At 38.5% G+C, this 11,998-nt stretch carries 11 protein-coding genes; 9 read left to right on the top strand and 2 right to left on the bottom strand.

What is annotated here, in order from left to right; genetic code table 11:
- The first annotated feature begins 13 nt into the window (after positions 1-13).
- The 7 genes from ACAN52_RS19565 (at position 14) to ACAN52_RS19535 (ending at position 8,445) form a co-directional block, all read left to right on the top strand.
- Positions 14-1,273 carry a [FeFe] hydrogenase, group A gene (locus ACAN52_RS19565; protein WP_378956678.1) on the top strand — a complete coding sequence of 420 codons (1,260 nt, stop codon included), beginning with the start codon at positions 14-16 and terminating at the stop codon, positions 1,271-1,273.
- Between the two features lie 19 nt (positions 1,274-1,292).
- Positions 1,293-1,604, top strand: a complete 312-nt coding sequence (locus ACAN52_RS19560) for an iron hydrogenase small subunit (protein WP_378956676.1) — start codon at positions 1,293-1,295, stop codon at positions 1,602-1,604.
- A 28-nt stretch (positions 1,605-1,632) separates the two neighbouring features.
- The gene (locus ACAN52_RS19555) at positions 1,633-2,328 is read left to right on the top strand and encodes a cytochrome b/b6 domain-containing protein (RefSeq protein WP_378956674.1); all 696 of its coding nucleotides are present in this window, start codon (positions 1,633-1,635) and stop codon (positions 2,326-2,328) included.
- Between the two features lie 211 nt (positions 2,329-2,539).
- Positions 2,540-3,877, top strand: coding sequence for a putative DNA modification/repair radical SAM protein (locus ACAN52_RS19550; protein ID WP_378956672.1), 1,338 nt, complete (start codon positions 2,540-2,542; stop codon positions 3,875-3,877).
- A complete protein-coding gene (locus ACAN52_RS19545) occupies positions 3,856-4,641 on the top strand; it encodes a TIGR03915 family putative DNA repair protein (protein ID WP_378956670.1) in 786 nt (261 codons plus the stop codon). Before ACAN52_RS19550 ends, ACAN52_RS19545 begins: the two co-directional genes overlap by 22 nt.
- Before the next feature lie 311 nt (positions 4,642-4,952).
- Positions 4,953-6,599: an ATP-binding protein gene (locus ACAN52_RS19540; RefSeq protein ID WP_378956668.1), complete on the top strand. Its 1,647-nt coding sequence runs from the start codon at positions 4,953-4,955 to the stop codon at positions 6,597-6,599.
- A 130-nt stretch (positions 6,600-6,729) separates the two neighbouring features.
- The gene (locus ACAN52_RS19535; RefSeq protein ID WP_378956666.1) at positions 6,730-8,445 is read left to right on the top strand and encodes a methyl-accepting chemotaxis protein; all 1,716 of its coding nucleotides are present in this window, start codon (positions 6,730-6,732) and stop codon (positions 8,443-8,445) included.
- Positions 8,446-8,584: 139 nt separating this feature from the next.
- On the opposite strand, the gene ACAN52_RS19530 is transcribed toward ACAN52_RS19535, so the two are convergent.
- Positions 8,585-9,586: a YhdH/YhfP family quinone oxidoreductase gene (locus tag ACAN52_RS19530; RefSeq protein ID WP_378956664.1), complete on the bottom strand. Its 1,002-nt coding sequence runs from the start codon at positions 9,584-9,586 to the stop codon at positions 8,585-8,587.
- 189 nt (positions 9,587-9,775) lie between these two features.
- On the opposite strand from ACAN52_RS19530, the gene ACAN52_RS19525 reads away from it, so the two are divergent.
- Complete coding sequence (locus ACAN52_RS19525) at positions 9,776-10,204, top strand: MarR family winged helix-turn-helix transcriptional regulator (protein ID WP_378956662.1); 429 nt, start codon at positions 9,776-9,778, stop codon at positions 10,202-10,204.
- Positions 10,205-10,371: 167 nt separating this feature from the next.
- Entirely contained in the window at positions 10,372-10,980 is a 609-nt protein-coding gene (locus tag ACAN52_RS19520; RefSeq protein ID WP_378956660.1) for a DNA-3-methyladenine glycosylase, read from the top strand.
- A 92-nt stretch (positions 10,981-11,072) separates the two neighbouring features.
- Here ACAN52_RS19520 and ACAN52_RS19515 read toward each other — a convergent pair whose 3' ends face one another.
- The gene (locus ACAN52_RS19515) at positions 11,073-11,987 is read right to left on the bottom strand and encodes an EamA family transporter (RefSeq protein ID WP_378956658.1); all 915 of its coding nucleotides are present in this window, start codon (positions 11,985-11,987) and stop codon (positions 11,073-11,075) included.
- Between the last annotated feature and the right edge of the window lie 11 nt (positions 11,988-11,998).

Genomic DNA, 11,998 nt, shown 5'->3' with positions numbered 1-11,998 from the left:
GGAGGAATTATTGTTGAAAGGTTTTCAAAAACATGAAATTTTAAAGGTCGTTGAAATTGATCGTACTAAATGTAAAGGCTGTGACTCGTGCAAGGTATTTTGTCCAACCAATGCTATTGATGGAAAATACGGTGCGGTGCATCGTATTGATAATGAAAAGTGTGTATTCTGTGGCCAGTGTTTGGTAAACTGTCCTTTTGGTGCGCCAACAGATGTGATTGACCCAGTCGATAAAATTATTGAAAAACTGAATAATAAGCAAGTTACAGTCGTGGCGGCCATTGCTCCAGCTGTACGGGTCGCGATTGGCGAGGAATTTGGTATGCAGCCAGGTCAGTTGGTAACAGAAAAACTATATGGTGCTATGAAAGTAGCTGGATTTAAGGTTTTTGATATTAATTTTGCTGCGGATAATACAATTATGGAAGAGGGCAGTGAGCTGCTAGCTAAGATTCGTCATTATTTATTAGGCGAAGCAGCAGAACATCATTTAGGTGCTTTGCCTCAATTTACATCGTGCTGTCCAGCGTGGGTGAGATATGTCGAACTTAACTATCCTCAGATTCTTCCAAACCTTTCCTCGGCCAAATCGCCAATGATGATGGCTGGGAGTTTAGCTAAAACCTATGGGGCAAAAGAAGTGTGGCATGTTAAACCTGAAGATATGTATGTTGTTGGTGTGATGCCATGTACGGCTAAAAAATTTGAATGTGCAAGGCCAGAGTTTGATAGCGCAGCTGAGTATTGGAAGAAGCAAGGTCATCAAGGTGAATATCCTGATGTAGATTCTAATTTGACAACTAGAGATTTAGCACGATTATTTAAAAAACTAAATATTAATTTTAATACAATACCTGAGTATACGGATGCTGATAATCCTTTGGCTCAATATAGTGGTGCAGGGACTATTTTTGCAAATACAGGCGGTGTCATGGAGGCTGCTCTGCGGACTGCTTATTTTTTGATTACAGATACAGAATTAGAGCGCTTAGAATTTACTCCAGTACGCGGGCTAGAGGGGATGAAAGAAGCTAGTGTCACGATGAAAGATGTCAAAACGGGCAAAGAATTGACACTGAGAGTTGCAGTTGCTCATGGGATTAAAGAACATGTTGTGCCATTAATTGAACAAGTTATAAATAATACTTCTCCTTATCATTTTATTGAAGTGATGAATTGTCCAGGAGGATGTGTAAATGGTGGCGGTCAACCGATTCATGCGATGGGAACGTCTTGGGTTAATAAATGGAAGGCGATATTGCCTTGGGATTAAGGTGTGGGGTGTGTGAAAAATGGCAAGTTATGATTATGTGGAAAAAGCGGTAAAAATATCAAGACGGGAATTTTTGCAAGTCATAGGTGTGGCGGGAGCTGTAATGTGGACAGGTGCGTACATCGCAACTGATTTGGTACAAGATCGTACTAAATATATAAAAATGCGCGCCCAAGGTATTTATCAGGATGATGTGAAAGCCAAAGCACGGCAGAGTCACAATAATCAGCCCTTAAATGAGATGTATAAAAAGTTTGCTCAGAAACCTTTAAGTCCATTGTCCGAGGAGTTATTTCATACTTCTTATGTCGATAGAACAAAGTTAGGTTAGAGGTAGAATAAAGAGGAGGTTTTTCCTTATGAGTCATCAGATTGAATCTGAACCAAGAGTATTAAAACATGGTTTGCCTTCCCGTTTGTTTCATTGGGGATTAGTGTTAGGTTTTCTGCCTGCTGCTATGACTGGATTTATTATTTGGCTAAAGCCTGGTAATGAAGATTTTGTTAATATGGCGATGAGAATTCATATTATTGGAGCCACTATTTTAACCATTGTAGCGATTTCTTATAGTATTTTAGCAACAGATCGCATTGTCGCATTTATTCGTAATATTTCGGAGTGGAATCGTGATGATTTGAAATGGATGAGAGTAGGGGGCGGGTATGCCCACAAAATTATATTAAAAAAAGAAATTATAGTGCCGCCTATGGGGAAAATAAATTCAGGACAAAAGATGATGGGTGTTTTTATGTTTCACGGTGGAATATTTTTATTGGTAAGCGGCTGGATTTTATATGCTTTTATTCCTTTAGCACCTAAGGTACTTATTTATTGGATTGATTTTGGACACTTATGGATAGGTATATTTTTAGGATTATGTACGCTTGCTCATATTCTCTTGGGAATTTACAATTGGGCAGATTTTAAGGCAATGTTTACAGATGGTACTATGTCTGTAGCAGAAGCTCGACATCATAATCCTTTATGGGTAGAACATAAAATTGAATTAGTAGAAAAAGAGTGTGAAGATGATTCGGAAGTCATTACGGCTTAGTAAATTATGTTTGCGTCTGAACTTTAAATGAATTACGCCCCAACTAGTAGACCAATAAGTCTGCTAGTTGGGGCGTAGTTCATTTAAAGGGATATTTGATCGTTGTTTATTTGTAAGAAATGAAGAAGTTAACGATGGATGTATTGGAAATGTTTCTTGGCAAGAACAAATGTTCTATAGTATAATAAAGAGCAATAAGGAGATGATTGGCGTGGATGTTTTTGATAAACTAAAAATTTTAACCGATGCCGCGAAATATGATGTGGCCTGCACTTCCAGTGGAGTGAATAAAAAAGCGGTTGTCGGGGGAATTGGCAGTGCAGCAGCCAGCGGCATCTGCCACAGTTTTGCAGGAGACGGTCGATGCATTTCATTGCTAAAGGTGTTAATGACCAATGTTTGTGTCTATGATTGTAAATATTGCGTTAATCGCAGATCGAATGATACGCCGCGTGCTTCTTTTACGCCACGGGAACTCGCTGATTTGACTATAAATTTTTATCGGCGTAATTACATAGAGGGTCTTTTTTTGAGTTCTGGCGTACTCAAAAACCCTGACTACACTTCTGAACAAATCATTGAGGTCTTACGTATTTTGCGTGAGGAATATCGATTTTCTGGATATATCCATGCAAAAGCCATTCCTGGAACTGACAGCACGTTGATTGCCCAACTTGGTATGTTAGCAGACCGTATGAGTGTGAATATTGAGTTGCCTTCCCAAAGTAGTTTGCAGATGTTAGCACCGGATAAATCAAAACATTCCATTCTAGCACCGATGGGATATATACAGAATCGCATACAAGAAAATTCCACAGACATCATCAAATATCGGCATGCGCCCAAATTTGTTCCTGCAGGACAAAGTACACAGATGATTATTGGTGCAACGCCAGATACGGATTTTCAAATTTTGAATTTAACAGAAGGGCTTTACAAAAAATATAAGCTAAAGCGTGTCTTCTTCTCGGCCTATATGCCTGTGATGGAAAATACCTTGCTTCCTACGATTGATACTAAACCACCTCTTTGGCGCGAACATCGACTGTATCAGGCAGATTGGTTGCTGCGGTTTTATGGTTTCGCGGCAAATGAACTGCTTGATCAGAATCACCAAAGTTTTAATGCCTATATCGATCCCAAAAGCAACTGGGCACTCAATCATATGGAGTTTTTTCCCATGAATGTAAACCGCGCATCCTATCATGACTTACTAAGGGTTCCAGGTATTGGTGTCAATAGTGCAAAGCGGATTGTAATGGCTCGCCGCACAACGACTTTGAATTTCGAAGGCCTTAAAAAACTGGGAGTCGTACTAAAGCGGGCTCAGTATTTTATCACCTGCGGCGGTAAAGCTTTAGATGGTTTGAAAATTACTCAGGATGGAGTACTGCGGTCTTTAATGTCTGAGAAAACCTTGGGCATGTACCACCAAAATTTCTCTGGCCAGTCTGAGTCCAAGCAACTTTCTCTTTTTGACCAATCATTGATGAACGAGCCCAAATTAATACAGGAGGATATCCAAGCATGTTTAACCAGTCCAATGTGATCTATCGCTATGATGGGAGTTTTGATGGGCTGTTATGTTGCGTGTTTGAAAGTTACGATAAAAAAGAAATTCCCATGGAGATTCTTCCACCGGACACGTCTCAGACCGTCCTCTTCGATGTAAAAGAGATTACGACTGATTTACAAAAATCCAAGAGGGTACTGGTTTCCATCCCGAAGAAAATTGGAGATCCTGCTTTAGAGTTGGTACGGCACGCCTTTTTAACTTGTTTTACTCAAAAGGAGCTGTACATTCTCTTATTTTTACGCATGGGTTATCAGTATGGTCCATCAGTAGTCAGTATGTTAGCTGATGATGTGGTAAATACCCTTTTTAAAGCCGTCAAACAGTTAGAAAATGAAAGTCATTTACTAAAGGGTTTCGTGCGTTTCTCTATTTTTAATAAGGTTCTCGTAGCGGAAATAGAGCCTAAAAATTACGTACTCCCTTTATTGACCCAACATTTTTGTGAGCGCTACCCAGAAGAACGGTTTTTAATTTATGATAAAACTCATGGTATGGCATTGATCTATCAACCTTATCAATCAACTGTGATTCCGATTGACTCTCTTGAAATGCCTGAACCAGATGAGGAAGAAGAATCTTTCCGCAAATTATGGCAACTTTTCTATGCTACGATTGAGGTGCAGGGACGTCATAACCCCGTATGTCGTATGAGTCATATGCCAAAACGCTACTGGAAATACATGACCGAATTTGGTTATCCACAGAAAAAATCCCTGCTCAGATTGGAAAGAGGTTAAAGAACAGAGACTTAAATTCATATTGGTTTTGAATTCTGTTGCATTGATGATGTAGTCAGAATACACTGAAAAAACCTCTTGTATTAAAAGGAAATTGTTGGTTTTTGTTGAATAGTTTATGTTATGGATAGTATATTGATCCATAACATAAACTATTTTCTTTAATTTTGTAAAATTAGAGAAAAAAATGATACTCTGCCTAGAATTAACTTTTTTAGGATGAATTATATCTGTATACAAATCTTCTAACTATTTTAGAGGGGGCTGACTTTTACATCGGACTTCAGTTCATAGTAATAGGAGGAGTATCATTGGACAGATTCACGATTTTAGGTGTAGTCGAGAGAATGAAAAAAAAGTATTTGAATAGTTATTCATGTCTTATTTTTTTATTAGGAGTCATTTTAATTGGTGGTCTCTGGACTTTTGTCCAATATCAAATCCGAGATGATTACGATAGAGCTATTGAAGAAAATTCTAGGGAAACCATCAATTTAACCAAGGCCTTTGAGGAGCATGTACGAAGAATTGTTGCAGAAGCAGATAAAGAGCTGCTTGATTTAAGCCATGTCTATGAACGAGACGGTCTTTCTAGCTCAATCTTTAATGAGTATGTGGAAAGATCAGAAAAAGATCCCAGCCGAACATTAGTGGCGATTTATGATGAACGGGGAAATATAATTAAATCTTCTAATTTAAAGAGTATCACGGAAAATCGCTCAGATCGAGATTATTATTGTTTTCATCAAAACAGTAATAATCATGAACTATATATTGGTTTGCCGATTGTAGGTAGAGTGAACGGGCAGAATACCATTCCCCTTACACGACGCATCAACAAACCTGATGGCACATTTGGTGGAATCGTTTATATAGGTCTTAGTGCCAACTATTTCCTTTTATATTATCAAAAGATCGATCTTGGCAATAATCAATTGCTTTCTCTAAGTGGTACAGATGGATATAATCGGGTTCGCCAAGTGAATGATAATTTTGAAACAGGTCAAAACATTATGATGGGGAAATTTTGGGAGATGGTTCAGTCTGGCCGCCCAAACGCAACTTACGTATCGAAGAATATGCTTGATGGTGTTAGCCGTATAACCAGCTATCGAGTCATGCCAGATTATCCTTTAATTGTTACTATCGGAAAATCGACTCAAGTGGCTCTGGCCAATTTTGATAGACGTAAGCAAGGCTATATTATTGGCGCCTCACTTGTCACCTTGTTCATTTTGGCATTTTGCAGTTTGTTGGTTACTCAGTACGCCAAGCGACAAAAAATGAATAGTGAACTATCGCGGCTAGAGCGACTAAATCTTGTAGGTGAAATGGCAGCAGGCATTGGACATGAAATTAGGAATCCATTGACGACGGTAAGGGGCTATCTGCAATGGTATCTTTACAATGAAAAGTATGCTGAACTTAGAATGCAGTTTGCTACGATGGTCGAGGAGTTAGATCGTGCTAACGAGATTATTACTGAATATTTATCGTTAGCTAAGAATAAATCCATAAAATTAAAATTGGATAATATCAACAATACTCTTGTAGCACTATTTCCCTTATTACAGGCAGAAGCATATAATTCTGGTCATGCTCTGCAAATAGAAAAAAATGATATTCCTGATATTTATATGGATGGCAATGAAGTACGGCAACTGATATTGAATATGGTACGCAATGGATTTGATGCAATGGAGTCGAATGGAAGGCTGACAATTAAATCCTACCGAGAAAAAGATAAAGTAATATTGGCTATCCGTGATACAGGAAGCGGGATATCTCAATCCATGTTAGACAAGCTGGGAACGCCTTTTTTAACAACAAAAGATAATGGAACGGGACTTGGACTTGCAGTTTGTTATCAAATCGCTGCCCGTCACAAAGCCAAGATTGATGTTGATACTTCCACAGAGGGCACAACATTCTACATCAAATTCGAGTTACCTAAATGAGATTCTAGAATTTATAGTCAATATCTAAACTAGTTTTGGGTATTGACTATATTTTATATAAATAAAGGAAAATGGCGAAATATGTAGAATATTTTCAATAATCAATTAATTCATAAAAAGGGGAATTAAAATGAAATTTTTTGATGACATGAAAGTAAGTTTGAAATTAGGTGTCCTAATTCTAATTGCCGTCATATCACTAGGTATCATGGGATATACAGGATATTATTACCTGCAGCAATCCAATATAGATATGAATACTATGTATGTTGAAAGATTAATTCCGGTTAAACTTTTAAATGAGAATCGTTCATATATTAATAGAGTCAATGGGGCAACTTTAGAATTGATGATGACAACTGATAATAAGAGAAATCAAGAGCTAATGAAGATGATCGATGATCGTGTAGCAAGATCTAATAGTAATCTTGAAGAAATCGAAAAACAATTTTTAGATTCCAAAGCAAAAGAACTGCTGAATCAAACGGCAATGACGCTGAAAAAGTATCGCGCGGTCAGAGCTAAAGTGATTGAATTAGCATTACAAAATAAAAATACGGAAGCATATGCATTATATATAATGGATGTAGAACCAGTAGCCACTGAACTTACGGATCGTTTACGTGAATTTTCTGATTATTATGCTAAATTGTCAGAGGAAATGAATGCTAATAACCAAGCAGCTTTTAAGAAGGCAACTCAAATTACTATTAGTGTCATTTTGATAGCCTTCTTAATACTACTAGTAAGTGGATTTTATATTGCAAAAATCATAATCAAACCTCTCAATTTAATGGTATTAGTTTGTCGAGAATTCGCATTGGGGGATTTTCGTGATAAACCGCGAAGGCTTGTTAGAAAAGATGAAATTGGTCAATTAGCGGATGCCTTGGCCGAAATGCGAAGTAAGCTGCGTGTTTTAATGAAAAATGTCAGTGAATCATCGGAGCAGTTAGCAGCTTCTTCAGAGGAATTAACCGCTAGTGCTGATCAGTCAGCTAAAGCAGCTACCCAGGTTGCAGAATCTATTGTTGATGTGGCAAAAGGCGCAGAAGAACAGCTTGCTGCAGCTAATCATACATCGACGGTGGTAGAGCAAATGTCAGCGAGTATCCTACAAATTGCTGCTAATGCCAATGAAGTAGCCGGACAATCAGACCAAGCGACTAACAAAGCTAAAGAAGGAAACCATTCCATTGATAAAGCGGTCAAACAGATGGCGAATATTGAACAAACAGTGGCTACTTCTGCCCAGGTTGTTGTTAAGCTCGGTGAACGCTCGAAGGAAATTGGTCAAATTATTGATACAATTTCTGGTATTGCGAGTCAAACTAATCTCTTGGCCTTAAATGCCGCCATTGAAGCAGCACGTGCAGGAGAGCAAGGACGTGGTTTTGCTGTAGTTGCAGAAGAAGTTCGCAAACTTGCAGAACAATCTCAAGGGGCAGCCAAACAGATTGCGACACTGATTAATGAAATTCAAGGAGATACAGACAAAGCCGTAGTGGCTATGAATGGTGGTACCCGTGAAGTTAAGTTAGGAGCGGAGATCGTCAATGATTCTGGAAAAATCTTTTTAGAAATTTCTAATCTGATCATACAAGTGTCCGACCAGGTGAAAGAGATATCTTTAGCGATTGAGCAGATGGCGATCGGGAGTGAGCAAATTGTACTGTCCGTAAAACAAATTGATCAGTTGAGTAAAAAGACATCTGGCGAAACCCAGACAGTATCGGCTGCCACTGAAGAACAATCGGCATCCATGGAAGAAATCGCCTCATCCAGTCAAGCGCTGGCCCATCTAGCAGCTGATCTTCGGGGCGCCGTTACTAAGTTTCAGATTTAATTCAATAGAATAGGGTGACAGAGATGGCGTCTTATGGCGCCTATCTGTCACCCTATTGAAGTTTTGAGATTATACATGAATTTTTTACATGGGTGCATTTTAGAATTTAACGCCCCGCATTTTTAAGCTTTATATTCATTTATAAATCAAGATTAACGATTGTTCTACCTTGGAGTTTTCCCTGTAGAATTAAGTCAATTTTTTGACTTAACCCATCTAAAGATACTTCCTCTACGTTTTGTTCTAGGTGATAAGGCTTCCATTCATTAGCTAACAAAGACCAAAGCTCTAAGCGGAGTTCCATTGGACACATGACAGAGTCGACTCCATGTAGAGTGATCCCTCTTAAAATAAATGGATAAACAGAAGTTAGTAATTCAGGAGATGCTACGTTGCCGCAGCATGTTACGCTGCCACCATAGTTAGTCGATTTTAGGGCTGTTGCTAACATATTTCCGCCGACTGTATCAATGACGCCAGCCCAAGTTCCTTTTAAGAGTATTCGTCCAGATTGATCATCCAGTTCTTCTCTGAGAATAATATCTTTTGCGCCTGTTTGAAGTAACATATCTTTTGCATCGGGTTTACCAGTTGCAGCAATAACACTATAACCGAGCTTATGAAGGATACCTACTGCAATACTGCCGACGCCACCTGTTGCTCCTGTTACTAAAATATTACCATCAGCTGGCTTAACGCCCCCATGTATCAATTTATAAACAGAAAGAGCAGCGGTAAAGCCAGCTGTACCATAGATCATCGTTTCTTTTAGTGAAAGATTGATAGGCACTTTGACAACCCAGTCAGCAGGGACTTGAATATATTGACCATAACCGCCAGACGTATTCATACCTAGATCATATCCGGTAACCAGTACTTTATCGCCAATATGGAATGTTTCATTTTTGCTTTCGATAATCACGCCAGCTGCATCTATGCCCGGAGTATGAGGATATTTTCGCGTTACTCCTTTATTACCAGAAGAAGAAAGCGCATCTTTATAATTTAAAGAAGAATACTTTACATTAATTAATACATCACCTTCAGGGAGAGTGCTGATTTTCCGATCAACAATTTTTCTGGAAAATTGATTGTCATTATTTTCTGTGACGACGAGAGCTTTAAATTGAGTAGTAGGCATACATTCACATTCCTTTCTACGAAATTAGTTTGATACCAAACATTATAACATAGAATAGTTTTGTGTCAAACTATATCGATTATTGAAGTGATGATTGAAAATCTTCTCATATTGACATGAGGTTTTACGTAAGACTATAATGACATAGCTAGGCAATCTATGCTTACTATTTATGATGAGGTTGTTAATATGAAGGATAAATATATAGTCTACTTTATCAGTAAAACGAAGAAAAAAATGCTGAATTTTATTGAAAAACAATTACAAGAAAATCGATTAGATGATTTGATCCCTTCTCATGGAAATATTCTTACAGCACTTTATGAGAATGATGGTCAGCTAACCATGAAACAAATTGCTCAAATCATTGGTAAAGATAAGTCGACGATAACGCCATTAGTCAATAAATTAGTGGATTTAGGTTATATTACAAAAGAAAAAAATGAAATCGATAAACGAGTTACTTATATTATATTGACTGAAAAAGGGAAGCAAATCGAAGCAAAGTTTAAAATAATCTCAAGTGAAGTAGCAGTGACGGCTTATAAAGGATTTTCGACAGAAGAAAAGGAAGTTTTTCTAAGGCTGCTAAAGAAATTAAATAATAATTTTGATTAAAATTTAGAGAGAGTGAAGTCCTGATGATGTGTCTGCGTCCCTCTTCTCAAAAGACCCTCTACGGCAGAGCGAGCGATTGTTAAAATCAACCTGCTTTAGGGGGCGTTTCTAATTATAATTACCAAAGCGTGAGGTAAGGCGATACACGGAAAGGAGCTAGAGGTTATATGGAAAAAATAGAGCGGATTTTTTATGAGAGAGAGACTTTGGATGTAGCGAAAGATTTATTAGGTAAATACCTAGTTCATCATACGAAGGATGGCAAAACAGTTGGCAAAATTGTAGAAGTGGAAGCCTATGTCGGTGTTAAGGATCGAGCCTGTCATGCGTATAATGGTAAATATACAAATCGAACAAAAGTGATGTTCGGTCAAGGTGGCCATGCTTATGTGTATTTAATTTATGGCGTTTACTACTGCATGAATATTGTAACCAATCAAGAAGACTATCCAGAAGCAGTATTGATTAGAGCCTTAGAGCCCTGTGATGGACTTGATCTTATGAAAAGACGACGTAAAACAGATAAAATTCTTAATTTATGTAGTGGTCCTGGAAAATTATGTGAAGCGATGGGCATTTCGAAGATGGAAAATACGATAGATTTATGTGGTGATAAAATGTATCTAGTAAGCGGCGAAGTGATTGCTCCAGAAAACATCATAGCAACTCCTCGTATTAATATTGATTATGCGGAGGAAGCACGCGATTATCTTTGGCGATTTACGATAAAAGACAACCCTTTTGTTTCAAAAACTAAGAAGATCATCTCCAGGTAAGAATAATCATGAGATACGTTCCCCATGAGAATGGATGAAAAGTAACTTTCATAAAACAAGCCGAAGCAGTAAGCTTCGGCTTGTTCATTATATTAAGGTTCTTTTGTAGTTAAAGTTTCGACCTTGGTTTTTTTATCATTCCAGCACCCACCTAATACATGGACGACTAGACCGAGCATAACGAGTAGTGCACCTATACTTTGTGCAAATGAGAGCGACTCTCCCAAAAAGATCGCCGAACTGCTCATGCCGACCAATGGAACCATGAGAGCTAAAGGTGAGACTATGGCAGCTGGATAACGAGACAATAATTTGCCCCATAGACCATAACCAACTAGCGTTGCAAATAAGGCTAAGTATATGATTGAACCAAACATAGTCCAAGTTGGAGTGTGAAAAACAGTTAGCCATGCAGCGGGTCCTTCAAGTAACCAAGATAGAAGTGCCAAAGGTAAGATGGCGACAACGCCAGCCCAGACAATCAAAGAAAGTATGGAAAAAGGAGGAACACCAAGTGTTGCGCGGCGCATGATGATATTACCTATGCCCCAACAGGCAGCTGCCGCCAAAGTCAATCCAAATCCCACGATAGTCATATTGCCTCCTTGTTGTAGGCCGATGATTGCCATACCGCAGGCTGATACGGCAAGTCCCAAGAGGTGGTTCCATCGCCAGACTTCGTTGCACCAAGTCACGGCAACGAATAAGGTAAAGAAGGCTTGAGATTGTAGTACGAGAGAAGCAAGACCGGCAGGCATACCCATTTTCATACCTAAGAATAAAAAAGAAAATTGTCCGACATTGATAGATAAACCGAGAGCAATAAGCCAAGGCCACGATACGGGTGGTTTTGGCAGGAAAAAAATAGCAGGAAAACAAGCAAATACAAATCGTAGTGTGACAAGGAGAAGCGGAGGTACATCTTGTAGCCCCAATTTGATGGCAATAAAATTAAGACCCCACACAATGATAACGAGTAAGCCAATGATGATATCTCGTTGTTTCACAAAAAAATGCC

The sequence above is a fragment of the Pelosinus sp. sgz500959 genome (genome assembly GCF_042610375.1).
Lineage (GTDB): Bacteria > Bacillota > Negativicutes > DSM-13327 > DSM-13327 > CTSoil-075.
This window is presented reverse-complemented; position numbering and strand designations above follow the sequence as displayed.

Coding starts and splice junctions, on each gene's coding strand:
- ACAN52_RS19560 (WP_378956676.1), top strand. CDS start 1,293: ATGGCAAGTTATGATTATGTGGAAAAAGCGGTAAAAATATCAAGACGG.
- ACAN52_RS19555 (WP_378956674.1), top strand. CDS start 1,633: ATGAGTCATCAGATTGAATCTGAACCAAGAGTATTAAAACATGGTTTG.
- ACAN52_RS19545 (WP_378956670.1), top strand. CDS start 3,856: ATGTTTAACCAGTCCAATGTGATCTATCGCTATGATGGGAGTTTTGAT.
- ACAN52_RS19535 (WP_378956666.1), top strand. CDS start 6,730: ATGAAATTTTTTGATGACATGAAAGTAAGTTTGAAATTAGGTGTCCTA.
- ACAN52_RS19530 (WP_378956664.1), bottom strand. CDS start 9,586: ATGCCTACTACTCAATTTAAAGCTCTCGTCGTCACAGAAAATAATGAC.
- ACAN52_RS19525 (WP_378956662.1), top strand. CDS start 9,776: ATGAAGGATAAATATATAGTCTACTTTATCAGTAAAACGAAGAAAAAA.
- ACAN52_RS19520 (WP_378956660.1), top strand. CDS start 10,372: ATGGAAAAAATAGAGCGGATTTTTTATGAGAGAGAGACTTTGGATGTA.